Raw genomic sequence first — 18,585 nt, forward strand, 5'->3', positions numbered from 1 at the left:
CCTTCCGGGGCCGCGGGGAGCGGACGCGGAGAACGTGCACCCCCGAGGGGTGGCCGCCTTCCGCGCAGGGACCCCACCCCGCCGGGGCCGGCGTCAGCCGGGGGCCGGCGTCAGCCGGGGGCGGCGTCAGCCGACCATCTCCTCCGTGAGGTTCGCCTCGGTGCCGGGCATGCCCAGGTCGGACGCGCGCTTGTCGGCCATCGCGAGCAGCCGCCGGATCCGCCCGGCCACCGCGTCCTTGGTCAGCGGCGGCTCGGCGAGCGACCCCAGTTCCTCCAGCGACGCCTGCTTGTGGTCCATCCGCAGCCGCCCGGCCGCGGCGAGGTGCTCGGGCACCTCCTCCCCGAGGATCTCCAGGGCGCGCTGCACCCGGGCCCCCGCGGCGACCGCCGCCCGCGCGGACCTGCGCAGGTTCGCGTCGTCGAAGTTGGCGAGCCGGTTCGCGGTCGCGCGCACCTCGCGCCGCATCCGGCGCTCCTCCCAGGCGAGCACCGAGTCGTGGGCGCCCAGCCGGGTCAGCAGCGCGCCGATCGCGTCGCCGTCGCGCACCACGACGCGGTCCACGTTGCGCACCTCGCGGGCCTTCGCCGGGATCTGCAACCGGCGCGCGGCGCCGACCAGGGCGAGGGCCGCCTCGGGCCCGGGGCAGGTCACCTCCAGGGAGGAGGAGCGGCCCGGCTCGGTCAGCGACCCGTGCGCGAGGAAGGCGCCGCGCCAGGCCGCCTCCGCGTCGCAGGTCGCGCCGGAGACCACCTGCGGGGGCAGCCCGCGGATCGGGCGGCCGCGCCCGTCGACCAGGCCGGTCTGCCGGGCGAGCTGGTCACCGCCGGCCACCACCCGGACGACGTAGCGGCTGCCGCGGCGCAACCCGCCCGGGGCCATCACCACCAGGTCGGAGGCGTGCCCGAAGATCTCCAGGATGTCCTTGCGCAGCCGACGCGCCGCGATCCCGGTGTCGAGCTCCGCCTCGATGACGATCCGGCCGCTCACCAGGTGCAGTCCGCCCGCGAAGCGCAGGATCGACGAGACCTCCGCCTTGCGGCAGCAGGTCCGGGTGACGGGAAGCCGGGAGATCTCGTCCTTCACCGCTGCCGTCATCGCCATGGGCCGATCCTTCCACGCATACGAAAAATCCGGTCATACGCGGCCGCCAACGACTCGGGGTCGTGCCGCGGCCCGTCGGGGGCGGCGACCCGGGCCAGTTCGACCGTAGCGCCCAACTTCTGGGCGGCCTGTTCCAGGCTGTCCCGGTCGGGTACGGCGGCTTCGTCGGCGAGAACCACGTCGATGGTGAGTTTAGGGGCGTGTCGGCCCAAAACCTCCAAGTGACGCTGCGGAGAAAAACCCTCGGTCTCTCCCGGCTGCGGCGCGAGGTTGAGCGTGAGCACCCGGCGGGCCCGGGTCTGGGCCACCGCGTCGGCCAACTCCGGTACCAGCAGGTGCGGGATGACCGAGGAGAACCACGAACCGGGGCCGAGCACCACCCAGTCGGCGTCCATCACCGCCTGCACCGCCTCGGGCACCGCCGGCGGGTCGGCGGGCACCAGGTGCACCTCCTGCACCTCGCCGGGCGTCAACGCGACGGTGGCCTGTCCCCGAACGGTGGACACCGTGTCGGGCAGCTTCGGGTCGTGGCCGCGGACGATCGCCTCCAGGTCCAACGGCACCGCCGACATCGGCAGCACCCTGCCGTGGGCGCCCAGCAGCCGCCCCACCCACTCCAGGGCGGCCACCTCGTCCTTGAGCTGCTCCCACAGCGCGACGATCAGCAGGTTGCCCACCGCGTGGCCGTGCAGGTCGCCGCCGCTGACGAACCGGTGCTGGAGCACCCGCGACCAGGTCTGCCCCCACTCGTCGTCCCCGCACAGCGCGGCCAGCGCCTTGCGCAGGTCGCCCGGGGGCAGCACGCCCATCTCCGCGCGCAGCCGGCCGCTGGAGCCGCCGTCGTCGGCGACCGTCACCACCGCGGTGAGGTCGCCGGTGATCCGGCGCAGCGCGGCCAGGGAGGCGGACAGGCCGTGGCCGCCGCCCAGGGCGACCACCTTCGGCGGTACCCCGGACCGGCGGCCCGCGACGGCGTCCTTGCCGCCGCGGCGCCGCCGCCTACCCGTCATGATCACTCGCGCCCCATGTCCCTGTGCACGGTCACCGTCTCCACTCCGTCCGCCGCCAGCCGCGCCGCGAGCCGTTCCGACATCGCCACGCTGCGGTGCTTGCCGCCGGTACACCCGACGGCGATGGTCACATAGCGCTTGCCCTCGCGCCGGTAACCCGCCGCGATGATGTGCAGCAGCTCGGCGTACCGGTCGAGGAACTCCTTGGCGCCGGGCTGATTGAACACGTACGTGGCGACCTCGTCGTTCAGGCCGGTGAAGGGCCGCAGCTCCGGCACCCAGTGCGGGTTGGGCAGGAAGCGGCAGTCCACCACCAGGTCGGCGTCGACGGGGAGCCCGTACTTGTAACCGAACGACATGACGGTGGCCCGGAGTTCCGGCTCCTCCTCGCCGGCGAACTGGGCGTCGAGCTTGGCGCGCAGTTCGTGCACGTTGAGGCTGGAGGTGTCGATCACCAGGTCGGCGTCGCCGCGCAGCTCGCGCAGCAGGTCGCGCTCGGCGGCGATGCCGTCGACGATCCGGCCGGAGCCCTGGAGGGGGTGCGGGCGGCGCACCGACTCGAAGCGGCGCACCAGCGCGTCGCCGGACGCCTCCAGGAAGATCACCCGGCGCTTGACGCCCTTGGTGGCGAGGTCGGCGAGCGACTCGCGCAGGTTGTCGAAGAACTGCCGGCCGCGGACGTCGACCACCACGGCGATCCGCGCCACGTTGCCCTGTGAGCGGGCGCCGAGGTCGACCATGGTGGGGATGAGGGCGGGCGGCAGGTTGTCGACCACGAACCAGCCGAGGTCCTCCAGGCACTTGGCCGCGGTGCTGCGGCCGGCCCCGGACATGCCGGAGATGATCACGAGTTCGGGGATGGCCGCGCCGGTCTCCCCCGTTGCGCCGCTGGTCATGTCGGTGCCGGTCCCGTTGTCGGTGGTGCCGTTGTCGTCGGCGCTGCTGTTGTCGCTGCCGCCGGTGGTGCTGCTGCCGGCGGTGTGCGCGCGAGTGGTGTGCGCGGTGTCCGGTGTCCCGGTCCTGGGTTCTTCCTGGTCGCTCATCTGCTCTTCCCCCGGTGGTCGGACGGGTCTGCCGCGGGCCCGGCGGGCCGCCCGTCACTGTCCTCGATGATCTCTCCGGTCGCGGTGTTCACGGCCGGCCCGGCCGGTGCGGCGGCGGCCAGGGTGGCGACGACGGTCTCCGCCGTGCGCCGCCCGATGCCCGGCACCTCGCAGATCTCCGCCACGGTCGCCGACCGCAGTCGTTTCAGCGAGCCGAAGTGCTTGAGCAGGGCCTGCCTGCGGGTGGCGCCGAGCCCCGGCACCGCGTCCAGGGCACCGGCCTTCATCGACTTCGAGCGCTTGCTGCGCTGGTAGGCGATGGCGAACCGGTGCGCCTCGTCGCGGACCCGCTGGAGCAGGTACAGGCCCTCGCTGGTGCGCGGCAGGATCACCGGGTCGTCCTCGCCCGGCAGCCAGACCTCCTCCAGGCGCTTGGCCAGCCCGCAGACGGCGACGTCGTCTATGCCGAGCTCGGCCAGCGCCCGGCCGGCGGCGGCGACCTGCGGCTTGCCGCCGTCGACCACGACGAGCTGCGGCGGGTAGGCGAACCTGCGGGGGCGGCCGGTGTCCGGGTCGATGGGCCCGCCGGCGGCTTCCCCGAACCCGTCCGCCCCGTCCGCCCCGGATTCCCCGAACTCTTCCCCGTGCCGACCATGGGCCCCGTGCTCACCGTGGATCTCGTGCTCACCGCGGACCTCGTGCTCCGCGTGCTCCTGGCCTTCCCCGTGGGCGGCGGCCGGACCGCCCGGACCGCCCTCCTCCTGCTCCTCCCACTCACTGGTGCGCTGCTTCTCCTGGAGGTAGCGGCGGAACCGGCGGGTGATCACCTCGTGCATGGACCGGACGTCGTCCTGCCCGGCGAACGTCTTGATCTGGAAGCGCCGGTACTCGCTCTTGCGGGCCAGGCCGTCCTCGAAGACCACCATGGAGGCCACCACGTCGTCGCCCTGGAGGTGGCTGATGTCGAAGCACTCGATCCGCAGCGGCGCGGTGTCGAGGTCGAGGGCGGTGGCGATCTCCTCCAGCGCGCGGGAGCGGGTGGTCAGGTCCGAGGCGCGCTTGGTCTTGTGCAGGGCCAGCGCCTGCTGCGCGTTGCGCTGCACGGTGGCCATCAGGTCCTTCTTGTCGCCGCGCTGCGGCACCCGCAGGCTGACGTGCGAACCGCGCCGCCCGGCCAGCCACTGCGCCACCGGCTCGGTCGGCTCCGGCAGCGCGGGGACCAGCACCTCCTTGGGCACGCCGCCGCTGCCGCCGGACTGCTCGGCGTCCCCCTGCTCGTCGCCGTAGAGCTGCTGGAGGGCGTGCTCGACCAGGCCGGCGGTGTCGACCGCCTCGACCTTGTCGGTGACCCAGCCGCGCTGCCCGCGCACCCGGCCGCCGCGCACGTGGAAGATCTGGACGGCCGCCTCGAGTTCGTCCTCGGCGACGGCGATCAGGTCGGCGTCGGTGGCGTCGGCGAGCACCACCGCGTTCTTCTCCATGGCGCGGCGCAGCGCCTCGATGTCGTCGCGCAGCCGGGCCGCCTGTTCGTACTCCATGGCGGCGGCCGCGTCCTTCATCCGCTGCTCCAGCCGGCGCAGGTAGGTGCCGGTGTGGCCGGCCATGAAGTCGCTGAACTCCTCGGCGAGTTCGCGGTGCTCCTGCGGGCTGACCCGGCCGACGCACGGCGCGGAGCACTTGCCGATGTAGCCGAGCAGGCAGGGCCGGCCGATCTGCTCGGAGCGCTTGAACACCCCGGCGGAGCAGGTGCGGACCGGGAAGACCCGCAGCAGCAGGTCCACGGTCTCCCGGATCGCCCACGCGTGGGCGTACGGCCCGAAGTAGCGCACGCCCTTGCGCTTGGGTCCGCGCATCACCTGGACCCGGGGGAACTCCTCGTTCATCGTCACGGCGAGCGAGGGGTAGCTCTTGTCGTCGCGGTACTTGACGTTGAACCGCGGGTCGAACTCCTTGATCCAGGAGTACTCCAGTTGCAGCGCCTCGACCTCGGTGGTCACCACCGTCCACTCCACGGAGGCGGCGGTGGTGACCATGGTGGCCGTGCGCTGGTGCAGGTGGGTGATGTCCTGGAAGTAGGACGAGAGGCGCTGGCGCAGGCTCTTCGCCTTGCCGACGTAGATCACCCGGCGGTGCTCGTCCCGGAACTTGTAGACCCCTGGGGAGTCGGGGATCTCGCCCGGCTTCGGTCGGTAACTGCTGGGGTCTGCCATGCCTTCCACCCTACTGTCGGGATGCGACGGTCCAGGAGCGATCCACGGGTGAACCCGGGGTGATCCGCGGGTGCTCCCGCAACGGTCCCGGCGCGGGTCGGGCGCGGTCCGGCGTCGGTCCCAGGCCGGTCCGGTCCGGTCCGGTCCGGACGCGGGGGATCAGGCCCCGGGGCCCGCCGTCAGCTTGCCGCCGACCGCCTTGACGTCCACCGCCGGCAGCGCCTTGTCGGCCGGGCCGCGCACCACGGCGCCGGTCTCGGCGTTGAACTCGCTGCCGTGGCACGGGCAGGACGCGGTGGTGCCGTCCACCGTGTCCAGCACGCAGCCCTGGTGGGTGCAGACCGCGCTGAACGCCTTGAAGGTGCCCTGCGTCGGCTGCGAGACCAGCACCTTGTCGTCGCGGTAGAGCTTGGCGCCGCCGACCGGGACCGCGGAGGACGCGCCGAGGTCCACCGCCGTGGTCGGGCCGTCCGAGGAGCCGTTCTTCTTGCCGCCGCACGCGCTGAGGCCGACGTCGGCGGCGCCGACGGCGCCGGCCAGGGCCACGCCGCGAAGGACGGTCCGGCGGGTGGCGGGCATTTCGGTGGACATGGGCGCTCCTGGTGCGATGGGGCCGGTCTTGCGGTCGGTACCTTACGTCCCGCCGCCGGGCGCCCACGCCTCGGCATGCCGTGGGCGCCCGACCGCCACCGCCGCCTGGACGGCCGGCGCTACGCCTTGGCGGCCCGTCGGCGCGGCGCGGCGGTCTTCTTCGCCGCCGCCTTCTTGGCCGGGGCCCTCTTCCTCGGGGCCGGCACCGCCGCGTCGCTGACCGCGTCCGGGCTGAGGATGTCCCGCAGGAACTTGCCGGTGTGGCTGGCCGGCACCCCCGCGATCTGCTCCGGAGTGCCCTCGGCGACCACCAGCCCGCCGCCGCTGCCGCCCTCGGGGCCCATGTCCACCACCCAGTCGGCGGTCTTGATCACATCGAGGTTGTGCTCGATGACGATCACGGTGTTCCCCTTGTCGACCAGCCCGGAGAGCACCTTGATCAGCTTGCTGATGTCCTCGAAGTGCAGGCCGGTGGTGGGCTCGTCCAGCACGTAGACGGTGCTGCCGGTGGCGCGCCGCTGGAGCTCGGAGGCGAGCTTCACCCGCTGCGCCTCGCCGCCGGAGAGGGTCGGCGCGGGCTGGCCGAGCCGGACGTATCCCAGGCCCACCTCGTTGAGGGTGCGCAGGTGGCGGGCGATGGCGGGCACCGCCTCGAAGAAGTCCAGCGCCTCCTCGATCGGCATGTCCAGCACCTCGGCGATGGACTTGCCCTTGTAGTGCACCTCCAGGGTCTCCCGGTTGTACCGCGCGCCGTGGCAGACCTCGCAGGGGACGTACACGTCCGGGAGGAAGTTCATCTCGATCTTGATGGTGCCGTCGCCCGAGCAGTTCTCGCAGCGGCCGCCCTTGACGTTGAAGGAGAAGCGGCCGGGCAGATAGCCGCGGACCTTCGCCTCCATCGTCTCGGCGAACAGCTTGCGGACGTTGTCGAAGACGCCGGTGTACGTGGCCGGGTTCGACCGCGGGGTGCGTCCGATCGGCGACTGGTCGACGTGGACCACCTTGTCCACCAGGTCGTCGCCGTCCACCCGGGTGTGGCGGCCGGGCACGCTGCGCGCGCCGTTCAGCTCGCGGGCGAGGTGGGTGTAGAGGATGTCGTTGACCAGGGTGGACTTGCCGGAGCCGGAGACGCCGGTGACCGCGGTGAGCACGCCGAGCGGGAAGGACACGTCGATGTCCTGCAGGTTGTGCTCGCGGGCGCCGTGCACGGTCAGCCGCCGGGCCCGGTCGATCGGGCGGCGCTGCGCCGGGGTCGGGATGGCGCGCTTGCCCGAGAGGTACTGCCCGGTCAGCGACTCGTCGTTCGCCAGCAGTTCCTTCAGGGAGCCGGAGTGGACGACCTTGCCGCCGTGCTCGCCGGCCCCGGGGCCGATGTCCACCACCCAGTCGGCGGTCTTGATGGTGTCCTCGTCGTGCTCGACCACGATCAGGGTGTTGCCCAGGTCGCGCAGCCGGACCAGGGTCTCGATCAGCCGGTGGTTGTCGCGCTGGTGCAGGCCGATGGACGGCTCGTCCAGTACGTAGAGCACGCCGACGAGGCCGGAGCCGATCTGGGTGGCGAGCCTGATCCGCTGCGCCTCACCGCCGGACAGGGTGCCCGCGGCGCGGTTGAGCGAGAGGTAGTCCAGGCCGACGTCGATCAGGAACCGCAGCCGCTCGTTGACCTCCTTGAGGACACGCTCGGCGATCTTGCGGTCACGGGCCGCGAGCTTCATCCCGGCCAGGAACTCGGCGCAGTCGCTGATCGACATCGCGGCCACGTCGGCGATCGACCGGTCCTGCACGGTGACGGCCAGCACGATCGGCTTCAGCCGCCGCCCCTCGCAGGTCGGGCAGGGCACCGCGCGCATGTACCCCTCGAAGCGCTCGCGGCTGGAGTCGCTCTCCGACTCGTTGTGCCGGCGGCGGACGTAGGGGATCACGCCCTCGAAGTGCGTGGTGTACGAGCGCTCGCGCCCGAACCGGGTCTTGTACGCGACCCGGACCTCGGACTTGTGCCCGTGGAGCAGCGCCTTCTTGGCGCGGGCGGGGAGCCCGGCGTACGGGATGTCGGTGCGGAAGCCGAGCTGCTCGGCCAGGCTCTGCACCAGCTTGTCGAAATACCCCTTGGACATGCCGCCGGACCACGGCGACAGGGCGCCCTCGTCGAGCGACTTCTGGTCGTCGGGCACGATCAGCTCGGGGTCGATCTCCATCCGGGAGCCGATGCCGGTGCAGTCCGGGCAGGCGCCGAAGGGCGAGTTGAAGGAGAACGAGCGCGGCTCCAGCTCCTCGAACGACAGGTCGTCGTAAGGGCAGTAGAGGTGCTCGGAGAACATCCGCTCGCGCTGCGGGTCGTCCTCGGGGAGGTCGACGAAGTCGAGGATGACCATGCCGCCGGAGAGCCCGAGCGCGGTCTCCACGGAGTCGGTGAGGCGGCGCTTGGCGCCGTCCTTGACGGTCAGGCGGTCGACGACCACCTCGACGGTGTGCTTCTCCTGCTTCTTCAGCTTGGGCGGGTCGGTGAGCTGGACGGTGACGCCGTCCACCCGGGCCCGGCTGTACCCCTTGGTCTGGAGGTCGGAGAAGAGCTCGACGAACTCGCCCTTGCGCTCGCGCACCAGCGGGGACAGCACCTGGAAGCGGCTGCCCTCCTCCAGCTCCAGCACCCGGTCCACGATCGCCTGCGGGGACTGCCGCGCGATCGGGCGGCCGCACTCCGGGCAGTGCGGCTTGCCGATCCGGGCGAAGAGCAGCCGGAGGTAGTCGTAGACCTCGGTGATGGTGCCGACGGTCGAGCGCGGGTTGCGGGAGGTGGACTTCTGGTCGATGGAGACGGCCGGCGACAGGCCCTCGATGAAGTCCACGTCGGGCTTGTCCATCTGCCCGAGGAACTGCCGGGCGTAGGACGAGAGCGACTCGACGTACCGACGCTGGCCCTCCGCGAAGATGGTGTCGAAAGCGAGCGAGGACTTCCCGGAACCGGACAGGCCGGTGAAGACGATGAGCGAGTCCCGGGGCAGGTCCAGCGAGACGTTCCGGAGATTGTGCTCGCGAGCGCCGCGGACGGTGAGTCGGTCGGCCACGCCAGTGCACCTTTCCGTAGGAGGGGGACGATGAACGGTCAACACCCCCCGGAAAGCCTAAACGGGGAGCAGCCGACTTTTCTTCCTGTCGGACCTCTTGCCGGTCCTGTCGCCGGCGTCCGAACCGGCCGCCGCGACTCCCACGACTCTATAGCACGCACATTCGATTTCCGGGCTCGTGCCGTCGCTTTCACCCGATCGTGTGGCGGCCGCGGCCCCGATGCGACAGGCCCTAGGCTTGGGCCATGGCGTATACGGGAGAGGTCACGGTCGGCGGCAAGCCCGACGTGCACGAACTGGAAGACCTGATCATCACGAAGATCGCGGTCGGTCCCATGAACAACAACGCGTACCTGCTGCGCAGCCGGGCCACCGGCGAGCAGTTGCTCATCGACGCGGCCGACGACGCGGGGGCCCTGCTGGAGGTCATCGGTACCGATGGTCTCACCTCCGTGGTCACCACCCACCAGCACGGCGACCACTGGCAGGCGCTCCAGGACGTGGTCACGGCCACCGGCGCCACCACGTACGCCGGGCGCGAGGACGCCCCGGGCATCCCGGTGGCCACCGACACGCTGCTCGACGACGGCGACACCGTGCCGCTCGGCCCGCTGCGCCTCACCGTCCGGCACTTGGTCGGCCACACCCCCGGCAGCGTCGCGGTGGTCTACGACGACCCGCACGGCCACCCGCACGTGTTCACCGGCGACTGCCTGTTCCCCGGCGGCGTGGGCAACACGCACGACGACCCGGCCGCCTTCACCAGCCTCCTCGACGGCGTGTCGGCCAAGCTCTTCGACGCGCTCCCGGACGAGACCTGGGTCTATCCCGGCCACGGCAACGACACCACCATCGGCGCCGAGCGCCCGCACCTCGCGGAGTGGCGCGCCCGCGGCTGGTAGCGGCGCGTCCGGCCGGGGCCCGTCCGCCGGGCCCCGGCCGGTCTCGGTCGTCCCCGGCCTTCCCGGTCGTTCCCGGCCTTCCCGGTCGTTCCCGGCCGGCCTCAGCGGCCGCGGCGCATCCGCGTGCCGACCTCGCCCTCGTCCGTCTCCCACCAGGGCCGGGTGGACACCGGCACCTCGGCCGCGACCTGGTCCGGTGTCCCGGAGGGCGCCGGCACGGCGGCCGCGGGGGCGGGCACCGGCGCGGGGCCGGACCGCGCCGACAGCGCGGCCTCGCGGTCGAGGGCCGCGTCGAGCACGGCGGTCCTGTCCCGCTCGGCCCGCCACCACTCCAGGAAGACCAGCAGGAGGAACGGCAGCCCGACCAGCTCGGCCAGGGCCAGCATGAGGCCGCCGCCGAGCATCTGGTCGCGCTGCACGGACGGGCCCCAGTCGCGGGTGTGCGCGTGGTACCAGTTGCCGGCCACCAGCGTGCCGCTGGTCATCACGACGATGCCCGGCACCGAGTCGAAGAGCCCGTCGAGGAAGACCAGCACCGCGCGCACCGGATGGGTGCACCAGCGCGGCAGCAGTTCCTGGCGGCTGAGCATGGGCAGCACGAACAGGCAGCCGGTGAGCAGCAGTTGCAGGTGCATAAGCTGCCGCACCGGGTCGCGGGCGAGCGCGTGGGCGAAGTACGGCGTGAAGTAGATGGTCAGCTCGGAGACGAGCACCAGGACCGAGCTGATCAGCGGGTAGGTGAGCACGCGCACCGGGCGGGAGGAGAACGCGCGCTGGAGGCGGCCGCCGGGCGCGGCGAGGCCGATCGGGTCGCCCAGGGCGAGCCCGAGCGGCGCGAACAGGTCGAGCAGGATGTTCTGCACGGCCGCCGGCCAGAACAGCACGCGGTTGTAGACCGCCAGCGCGGACATGGTCGCGAAGGCCAGCGTGCCGAGACCGAAGACGTAGAACAGGGCGGCCCGCCACAGGGGCCAGCGGTCGCCGGACGCGAGCTTGCGCCGCACCCCGTACCCGTACGCCGCGCCGAGCAGGACGACGGCGGCCAGGGCGACGCCGTCGAAGTGCCAGGTGCCGAGGAAGCGGCTCCCGGTCAGCTCGGGCAGTGCCTGGAAGCCGGGCGCGGCTGCCGTGGTGGCCACATCTGTGCCTTTCGCGTGGGTCCTGGACCGACGCAGCCACGCTAGTCCCCGTGCCGCGCCGCGCGTACGCAGGGGGGCGCTCGCGGGCGCGGTGTCGTCCGGGGGCGCGCCCGCGGACAGGAGCGGGCCGGCCCCGGGCACCGACGCGTCAGGCGCCCGGGCTGCGCTCCCGCAGGCACCGCCCGGCCGGGCTTCCGCCCTGGTCACGGATGTCCCCGGCACCTCCGGCGGTGGGCTGGCCGGGCAGTTCCGCCGGGGCGGGCGGGGCCGGCGCCGTGCTGTCGCGGCTGGCGAGCAGGCTCGTCACGGTCGTCACCGCGAGCACGGCCAGGATCACCCCCAGGGAGACGGGGACCGGGATCTCGGGCACGTGCGCGCCGGCCTCGTGCAGGGCGTGCAGCACCAGCTTGACGCCGATGAACCCGAGGACCAGCGACAGCCCGTACGCGAGGTGCACCAGCCGTCCGAGCAGGCCGCCGACGAGGAAGTAGAGCTGGCGCAGGCCCATGAGCGCGAACGCGTTCGCGGTGAAGACGATGTACGGGTCCTGCGTCAGGCCGAAGATCGCCGGGATCGAGTCGAGGGCGAAGAGCACGTCGGTGGTGCCGATGGCGAGCATCACCACGAGCATCGGGGTCATCAGCCGCCGGCCGTTCTCGGTGACGAACAGCAGGGTGCCGTGGTACCGGCTGGTGGACGGCACCCGCCGCCGCACTGCCCGCAGCAGCCTGTTCTCCTCGTACTCCTCCTCGCGCGCCGGTCCGGCCACCGCCTCCCCGGCCAGCTTCCAGGCCGTCCGGAGCAGGAAGGCGCCGAAGACGAAGAAGACCCAGGAGAAGCCGGCCACGAGGGTGGCGCCGGCGGCGATGAACACCGCGCGCAGCAGCAGCGCGATGAGCACGCCGACCAGCAGGACCCGCTGCCGGTACGGCGAGGGCACCGCGAACTTCGCCATGACCAGCACGAAGACGAAGAGGTTGTCGACGCTGAGCGACTTCTCGGTGACATAGCCGGCCAGGAACTCGCCGGCCGGTCCGGCGCCGGCGAAGACCAGCAGGCCGGCGCAGAAGAGCCCGGCGAGCACGGTCCAGACCCCGGTCCAGAGCCCCGCCTCGCGGACGGACACGTCACGGGGGCTGCGGCCGATCAGGAAGTCGGCGCCGATGAGCGCGATCAGTCCTGCGAGGGTGAGCGCCCAGAGGGTGAGCGAAACATCCACGGGCTCTCTCCGGCGGTGTCGGTCGGTCAAGCAACCTTACCCGCGACGCCAAAGGAGGGTAAAGGCGACGTCGGTCGTGTCGGCCGCGGACCGACCGGGCGCGGCCCTCACATGCCGTATGCCGGGCGCGCCGCCGCCAGCCTGCGCAGCACCTGCGCCACCACCTGGCTGCCGGGCGGCACCAGCGCGGGTTCGTACGTCCACGCGTGGCCGACCCACGGGTCGGCGAGGTGGTCGCTGGGCAGCGGGGTCAGCCGCAGCATCGAGCGCCACAGGACGTCCAGCACGGGGCCGTACGCCGAGGCGTCGTCGCGGTCCGCCACGAGCAGCAGGTGCACCCCGGCGGCCGGCCCCTCGTCGGCGAGGTACCGCAACTGGTTGACCGCCCGGTCGTCGAAGCCGTACGGGAACTCGTTGACGATCAGCAACTGCTCGGCCTGGTCGAATCCCGGCGGCAGGGCGTCGGCGGCGCCGCCGCGCATGGCCATCTGGAGCAGGTCCACCCGCGCGGTGAGGCGGCCGAGCACCTCGCTGACGCCGGCGGCGCCCGCGGCGGGGGGCGGCAGCGCCACCACGCCGCCGGAGTACAGCGGGGCGAGCGCGCCCGCCGCCGAGCCGGCCGGGTCCAGCACGTGCACGGCGAACCCGCCGGCCGGGTGGCAGGCGACCAGCCGGGCGGCGACCGCGGCGGCGGTCTCCAGGGCCCGCCCGCGCTCGTCCGCGCTGTCGACCCACAGCCCGCGCTCCAGCGGCAGCCTGACCAGCAGCGGGATGCTCAGCTCGGGCGCCTCCGGCACGGTCAGGCCACCGAGCCGAACGGCGATCGCCGGACGCTCGGGCACCTGGTAGGCGTGCCAGGCCGGGTTCTCCCAGCCGGCGAAGGCCGGGGGCAGCGCGGGCTCGACCACGTCCGCCTCGGCGGCGAGCTGGGCGAGGTCCCGGTCGAGCACGGCCCTGGCCTGGTCGACCAGCGCGACCCTCTTCGTCATCGCCTGGTCCCGGGCCGCCTCGGCCTGCGCCCCGCCGCGGGTGCGCGGGTCGGCCAGGAGCGCGTCCATCTCCTGGTCGTAGCGGGACTGTGCGAAGTCCTCGGCGCTGCGGTACGCGGCGACGGTGCGGGCCAGGTCCTCGAACATGCCCCAGATCTGGTTGTGCAGCCGCTCCTCCATCGTCCAGCCGCCGGCGTCCCCGGCGACCGGGGCGGGCGGGCCGTCCGCCGGGGCCGGCGCCTCGGGCGGCGGGGCGTACCGCGGCGCGTCGTCCTGCGGCGGGCCGGGGGTGTCCCCCGACGGCGGGGCCGGCGGCACGGGCGGCGCGGCCGGGGCGGCGCGGCGGCGCGGGTGGCGGTAGTCGACCGCTGGCGCGGGCGGCTCGCCGCCCGTGTCGGGGGCGCCGGAGGCGGCGCCCGTCGTGCCGGGGTCGGCGGGTCCCGCCGCCTCGTCGGCACGCGGGGCGGGGACGTCGGCGCGCGGGGCTGGCGCGTCATCGCGCGGTGCTGGCGCGTCGACCGAGCGGGACCGCTCGCGCCGCACCGCGGCGTGGATCTCGTCCGCGGCCGCGTCGGCGTCGGGCACGCCCTGGTCGAGGAGCAGCGCGGACAGCCCGTCGGCGTACCCCTGGCCGACCGCGCGGACCTTCCAGGCGCCCTGCCGCCGGTACAGCTCCAGGGCGAGCAGGGCCGTCTCGGCGCCGAGACCGGTCACCGTGTAGTCGGCGACGGCGGTGCCGTCGGGGGTGGTCACGGCCACGTGCGGGGCCGGCGTGGCGCCGAAGTCCGCCGGAGCGCCGGCCCGGTCGGCCGGCAGGGCCAGCAGGACGTGCACGCGGTGCACCGGCTGCGGCACGGCGCCGAGGTCGACGGCGAGGCGGTGCTCGGCGGCGGCCTGCCGCGGCACCTCCACGCCGGGCAGTTGAGGCGCGCCGGGGTGGGCCAGCCACTCCCGGTCGGGCGAAGGTCCTCCGCCGTCCGGTCCGACCGCACGGCCCCGCTCGTCCCCGAAGGTGGCCGCGGCCACCACCGGGGTGCCCGCCGACACCCGGATCTCCAGCCGGTTGCCGGGCAACGGGTGGTTCTGCCCCCGGACCAGTTCGGCCGTCATGCCAGCCGCCCCCTGCTTTTCGTTGTCGTGCCCGTGCGTGCCCGCGCCGTGCGACCCGGTCGCCCGGGTCGCGGCCACACCGTCCTACAGGGCGGGAAGGATCGCCGGGATCAGGTCCTGGAAGGTCCGGCCGTTGGCCGGGGTGCCGATCGCGGTCATCGACCAGCCGCCCGCGCCGCGCTGCACCTTGGCCATGATCTGCGCGGTGTACGGGCCGCCGCCGGTGAGGGTGTAGCGGGCCAGCTCCTGGCCGTTGGTCTCGTCCACCAGGCGGCAGAACGCGTTCTGCACCTCGGCGAAGGTCTGGCCGGTGAAGGAGTTCACGGTGAAGACGATCTGGTCGACGTGCACCGGGACCCGCTGCAGGTCGACGACGATCGACTCGTCGTCGCCGCCCTGGCCGGCGCCGCCGACCAGGTTGTCGCCGGTGTGCCGGACCGAGCCGTCGTCGCTGGTGAGGTGGCGGAAGAACACCACGTCGACCGGCTGCTTGTCGGCGAAGAGGACCGCGGAGGCGTCCAGGTCGATCTCGCGCGTCCGGCTGCCGAACAGCCCCCGGCGCGGCGCGGCCTGCCAGCCCAGCCCCATCCTCACCGCGGTCAGCGTCCCCCCGTCAGCCTTGCTCAGGCTGATCTTCTGCCCCTTGGTCATGTTGACCGTCACGTGCTGTCCCCTCTCGCGCGCTGTGCTCGTCCTGCTCGGTCCCGCGGCTCTGGCACGGAAAGTCGTGCCCGCACCATAACAAGACGCCGCCGGACGGTATCCCGGTTCGCCGCCGCCGGATTCCGATCGGCCCGTCCGCCCCGCCGCGGCACGACATCCGCAGGCGGGACGGGTGGTGCCGGTGTTACGCGATGCCCGCCTCGCGCATCTGACGCAGCTCCTTCTTGAGGTCTCCCAGCTCGTCCCTGAGCCTGGCGGCGACCTCGAACTTCAGCTCGCCGGCGGCGGTGTGCATCTGCTCGGTCAGCTCGGCGATGAGGTCGGCCAGCTCCTCCGCGGGCAGGGCCGCCGCCGTCCGCTTCCCGCCGGCCTTCGCACCCAGGGCCGGCACCGGCGCCTTGCCGCGCGAGCGCTGCCGCCCGGAGCCGAGCAGTTCCTGCGTGTCGGCCTCCTCCCGGGCGTAGGCGTCCAGGATGCCGGCGATCTTCTTGCGCAGCGGCTGCGGGTCGATGCCGCGCTCGGTGTTGTAGGCGATCTGCTTCTCCCGGCGGCGGTTGGTCTCGTCGATCGCCTTCGCCATCGCCGGGGTGATCCGGTCGGCGTACATGTGCACCTGGCCGGAGACGTTGCGGGCGGCGCGGCCGATGGTCTGGATCAGGGAGGTGCCCGAGCGCAGGAAGCCCTCCTTGTCCGCGTCGAGGATCGCCACCAGGGACACCTCGGGCAGGTCCAGGCCCTCACGCAGCAGGTTGATGCCGACCAGGACGTCGAACTCGCCGGAGCGCAGCTCCTGGAGCAGTTCCATCCGGCGCAGCGTGTCGATGTCGCTGTGCAGGTACCGCACCTGGACGCCGAGTTCCAGCAGGTAGTCGGTGAGGTCCTCGGCCATCTTCTTGGTGAGGGTGGTGACCAGCACCCTCTCGTCCTTCTCGGCGCGGACCCGGATCTCGTGCACCAGGTCGTCGATCTGGCCCTCGGTGGGTTTGACCACGACCTCGGGGTCGATCAGACCGGTCGGCCGGATGATCTGCTCCACCACGCCGTCGCCGCGGGAGAGTTCGTACGGCCCCGGGGTCGCCGACAGGTAGACCTTCTGGCCGACCCGGGTCAGGAACTCCTCCCACTTCAGCGGTCGGTTGTCCAGCGCGGAGGGGAGCCGGAAGCCGTGGTCGACGAGGGTGCGCTTGCGGGACGCGTCGCCTTCGTACATCGCGCCGATCTGGGGCACGGTGTTGTGCGACTCGTCGATGACCAGCAGGAAGTCCTCGGGGAAGTAGTCGATGAGGGTGTCGGGCGCGGAGCCGGGACCGCGGCCGTCGATGTGCCGCGAGTAGTTCTCGATGCCGGAGCAGGTGCCGATCTGCCGCATCATCTCGATGTCGTAGGTGGTGCGCATCCGCAGCCGCTGGGCCTCCAGGAGCTTGCCCTGCTTCTCCATCAGGGCGAGCTGGCCCTCCAGCTCCTGCTCGATGCCCGAGATGGCCCGCTCCATCCGCTCGGGTCCCGCCACGTAGTGCGTCGCGGGGAAGACGTACACCTGCTCGTCCTCGGTGATGACCTCGCCGGTGAGCGGGTGCAGGGTGTACAGCGCCTCGATCTCGTCGCCGAACATCTCGATGCGGACCGCGAGCTGCTCGTAGACCGGGAAGATCTCGACGGTGTCGCCGCGCACCCGGAAGGTGCCGCGGGTGAACGCCAGGTCGTTGCGCGTGTACTGGATGTCGACGAACTTGCGCAGCAGCCGGTCGCGGTCGATCACGTCGCCGACCTTGAGCCGGACCATCCGGTCGATGTACTCCTGCGGGGTGCCCAGGCCGTAGATGCACGAGACGGAGGCGACCACGACGACGTCCCGGCGGGTGAGCAGCGAGTTCGTCGCCGAGTGGCGCAGCCGCTCCACCTCCTCGTTGATCGACGAGTCCTTCTCGATGTAGGTGTCCGTCTGCGGGACGTACGCCTCCGGCTGGTAGTAGTCGTAGTACGACACGAAGTACTCGACCGCGTTGTTCGGCAGCAGCTCGCGGAACTCGTTGGCGAGCTGGGCGGCCAGCGTCTTGTTCGGCGCCATCACCAGGGTGGGGCGCTGGAGCCGCTCGATCATCCACGCGGTGGTCGCCGACTTGCCCGTGCCGGTCGCGCCGAGCAGCACCACGTCCTGCTCGCCGGCGCGGACACGGCGCTCCAGGTCGTCGATCGCCGCCGGCTGGTCGCCGCTGGGCTGGTAGGGACTGACGACCTCGAAGGGCGCCACAGTGCGTTCGATGTCTGAAACGGGCCGCATGACACCACCGTACGGCTCCCCTGTGACAATCGGGGTCCCGCGCGCCCCGACCGCCCCGGGAACCGGCTCCCACCTGCGGTTTCTCCGCGGGCGGCGGCCGCTGTCGGACCCTCCGGCTAGCGTGGTGGGCATGGACGAGGTGGCGTGGGCGGTGCGGGAGACGGCGGTGGGGCCGCTGATGGTGGCGTGCGGCGGCGCGGGGCTGGTGCTGGTGGCGTTCCGGGCGGAGCCGCGGACGGTGGCGCGGCAGGTGCGCGCGCTGGAGCGGCGGCTGGGATGCCCGGTGGTGGAGGACCCCGAGCGGACGGCACCGGTCTCGGAGCAGTTGGACGCGTACTTCGCGGGCGGGCTGACGCGCTTCGACCTGCCGCTGGACTGGTCGCTGACCACCGGGTTCAACCGGCGGGTGCTGCGGGAGCTGGCGGTGGGGGTGCCGTACGGGTCGGTGGTGGGGTACCAGGACCTGGCCGACCGGGTGGGCGAGCCGGGCGCGGCGCGGGCAGTCGGTGCGGCGATGGGGGCGAACCCGCTGCCGGTGGTGGTGCCCTGCCACCGGGTGGTGGAGAGCGACGGCGGGATAGGCGGCTTCGGCGGCGGCCTGGAGATCAAGCGGGCGCTGCTGGCGCTGGAGGGGGTGCTGCCCGCCCCCCTGTTCTGAGGGTCGGGCAGCACCGTCGGGCCGTGCGCGGTGGCGCCGCCGGGTCAGTCCGCGTCGAAGCGGGCCGCGGCCACGTAGTCGGGGCGCGGGTCGAGCGCGGCGGCGAGCCGGAAGTGCCGCTGCGCCTCGTCGGAGCGGTTCTCGCGCTCCAGGGTGCGGGCGAGCGCGAAGTGCGCGAAGGCGTTGTCGGGTTCCCTTTCGAGGACGATCTGGAACTCCAGCTCGGCCGGGCGCAGTTGGGCCGCGGCGAAGAACGCGCGGGCCCGCAGCAGCCGGACCGCCGTGTTCTCCGGATGCGCGGCGACCAGGGGGTCGAGCAGCTTGACGGCACCGCGCGGGTCGCGGGCGGACAGCAACTGCTCCGCGGCGCGGTAGTCGATGACGAAGGTTTCCGGGGACCGCTCTTGCAAGGCCGCCTCCCTGGAATCGGGCACGGGACGACTGATCGTCTGGACAGACGTACCCAACACGGCCGCCGGCAACCGCATTCCCGCCCCCGTACGGCCTCGCGGCCGGCCCGGGCCACGCCCGGCGGGCGGCCGCCCGGCCTGCTGGAGTTCGGCGGTGCGGCGCGGGGAGCGGTTGGAGTTCGGCGGTGCGA

At 73.0% G+C, this 18,585-nt stretch carries 14 protein-coding genes; 2 read left to right on the top strand and 12 right to left on the bottom strand.

All coding sequences use genetic code 11. The features are described 5' to 3' along the window. Nucleotides 1-126: 126 nt before the first annotated feature. From whiA to uvrA, 6 genes are all read right to left on the bottom strand, one after another. Nucleotides 127-1,104 (bottom strand): DNA-binding protein WhiA, encoded by a 978-nt coding sequence (whiA, locus tag RVR_RS07240; RefSeq protein ID WP_202233055.1) that lies wholly within the window; start codon nt 1,102-1,104, stop codon nt 127-129. Beyond that, nucleotides 1,095-2,114: a gluconeogenesis factor YvcK family protein gene (locus RVR_RS07245; protein WP_202233056.1), complete on the bottom strand. Its 1,020-nt coding sequence runs from the start codon at nt 2,112-2,114 to the stop codon at nt 1,095-1,097. The genes whiA and RVR_RS07245 overlap by 10 nt, the downstream gene beginning before the upstream one ends. A 2-nt stretch (nt 2,115-2,116) precedes the next feature. After that, on the bottom strand, nt 2,117-3,010 hold the full coding sequence (gene rapZ, locus RVR_RS07250; protein ID WP_202238449.1) for an RNase adapter RapZ: 894 nt from the start codon (nt 3,008-3,010) through the stop codon (nt 2,117-2,119). Nucleotides 3,011-3,153: 143 nt separating this feature from the next. Further along, nucleotides 3,154-5,367 carry an excinuclease ABC subunit UvrC gene (gene uvrC, locus RVR_RS07255; protein WP_202233057.1) on the bottom strand — a complete coding sequence of 738 codons (2,214 nt, stop codon included), beginning with the start codon at nt 5,365-5,367 and terminating at the stop codon, nt 3,154-3,156. 159 nt (nt 5,368-5,526) lie between these two features. Next, entirely contained in the window at nt 5,527-5,958 is a 432-nt protein-coding gene (locus RVR_RS07260) for a Rieske (2Fe-2S) protein (RefSeq protein WP_202233058.1), read from the bottom strand. Between the two features lie 119 nt (nt 5,959-6,077). Further along, nucleotides 6,078-9,023 carry an excinuclease ABC subunit UvrA gene (gene uvrA / locus RVR_RS07265; RefSeq protein ID WP_202233059.1) on the bottom strand — a complete coding sequence of 982 codons (2,946 nt, stop codon included), beginning with the start codon at nt 9,021-9,023 and terminating at the stop codon, nt 6,078-6,080. 245 nt (nt 9,024-9,268) lie between these two features. Here uvrA and RVR_RS07270 point away from each other — a divergent pair, with 245 nt between their 5' ends. Continuing rightward, nucleotides 9,269-9,925: an MBL fold metallo-hydrolase gene (locus RVR_RS07270; RefSeq protein ID WP_202233060.1), complete on the top strand. Its 657-nt coding sequence runs from the start codon at nt 9,269-9,271 to the stop codon at nt 9,923-9,925. Between the two features lie 101 nt (nt 9,926-10,026). Here RVR_RS07270 and RVR_RS07275 read toward each other — a convergent pair whose 3' ends face one another. From RVR_RS07275 to uvrB, 5 genes are all read right to left on the bottom strand, one after another. Beyond that, nucleotides 10,027-11,064: a cytochrome c oxidase assembly protein gene (locus tag RVR_RS07275; protein ID WP_202233061.1), complete on the bottom strand. Its 1,038-nt coding sequence runs from the start codon at nt 11,062-11,064 to the stop codon at nt 10,027-10,029. Between the two features lie 148 nt (nt 11,065-11,212). Next, a complete protein-coding gene (locus RVR_RS07280; protein WP_202233062.1) occupies nt 11,213-12,283 on the bottom strand; it encodes a TerC family protein in 1,071 nt (356 codons plus the stop codon). Between the two features lie 107 nt (nt 12,284-12,390). After that, nucleotides 12,391-14,382 (bottom strand): TerD family protein, encoded by a 1,992-nt coding sequence (locus RVR_RS07285; protein ID WP_202233063.1) that lies wholly within the window; start codon nt 14,380-14,382, stop codon nt 12,391-12,393. 84 nt (nt 14,383-14,466) lie between these two features. After that, nucleotides 14,467-15,045, bottom strand: a complete 579-nt coding sequence (locus tag RVR_RS07290; protein ID WP_202233064.1) for a TerD family protein — start codon at nt 15,043-15,045, stop codon at nt 14,467-14,469. A gap of 184 nt (nt 15,046-15,229) precedes the next feature. Then, nucleotides 15,230-17,326 carry an excinuclease ABC subunit UvrB gene (uvrB, locus tag RVR_RS07295; RefSeq protein ID WP_202233065.1) on the bottom strand — a complete coding sequence of 699 codons (2,097 nt, stop codon included), beginning with the start codon at nt 17,324-17,326 and terminating at the stop codon, nt 15,230-15,232. Nucleotides 17,327-17,456: 130 nt separating this feature from the next. Here uvrB and RVR_RS07300 point away from each other — a divergent pair, with 130 nt between their 5' ends. Further along, nucleotides 17,457-17,984, top strand: a complete 528-nt coding sequence (locus RVR_RS07300; protein WP_202233066.1) for a methylated-DNA--[protein]-cysteine S-methyltransferase — start codon at nt 17,457-17,459, stop codon at nt 17,982-17,984. Between the two features lie 44 nt (nt 17,985-18,028). On the opposite strand, the gene RVR_RS07305 is transcribed toward RVR_RS07300, so the two are convergent. Continuing rightward, nucleotides 18,029-18,394: a tetratricopeptide repeat protein gene (locus RVR_RS07305; protein WP_202233067.1), complete on the bottom strand. Its 366-nt coding sequence runs from the start codon at nt 18,392-18,394 to the stop codon at nt 18,029-18,031. Between the last annotated feature and the right edge of the window lie 191 nt (nt 18,395-18,585).

This window comes from Streptomyces sp. SN-593, from assembly GCF_016756395.1.
GTDB lineage: Bacteria > Actinomycetota > Actinomycetes > Streptomycetales > Streptomycetaceae > Actinacidiphila > Actinacidiphila reveromycinica.

Coding starts and splice junctions, on each gene's coding strand:
- rapZ (WP_202238449.1), bottom strand. CDS start 3,010: ATGACCAGCGGCGCAACGGGGGAGACCGGCGCGGCCATCCCCGAACTC.
- uvrC (WP_202233057.1), bottom strand. CDS start 5,367: ATGGCAGACCCCAGCAGTTACCGACCGAAGCCGGGCGAGATCCCCGAC.
- RVR_RS07300 (WP_202233066.1), top strand. CDS start 17,457: ATGGACGAGGTGGCGTGGGCGGTGCGGGAGACGGCGGTGGGGCCGCTG.
- RVR_RS07245 (WP_202233056.1), bottom strand. CDS start 2,114: ATGACGGGTAGGCGGCGGCGCCGCGGCGGCAAGGACGCCGTCGCGGGC.
- RVR_RS07285 (WP_202233063.1), bottom strand. CDS start 14,382: ATGACGGCCGAACTGGTCCGGGGGCAGAACCACCCGTTGCCCGGCAAC.
- whiA (WP_202233055.1), bottom strand. CDS start 1,104: ATGGCGATGACGGCAGCGGTGAAGGACGAGATCTCCCGGCTTCCCGTC.
- RVR_RS07260 (WP_202233058.1), bottom strand. CDS start 5,958: ATGTCCACCGAAATGCCCGCCACCCGCCGGACCGTCCTTCGCGGCGTG.
- uvrB (WP_202233065.1), bottom strand. CDS start 17,326: ATGCGGCCCGTTTCAGACATCGAACGCACTGTGGCGCCCTTCGAGGTC.
- RVR_RS07270 (WP_202233060.1), top strand. CDS start 9,269: ATGGCGTATACGGGAGAGGTCACGGTCGGCGGCAAGCCCGACGTGCAC.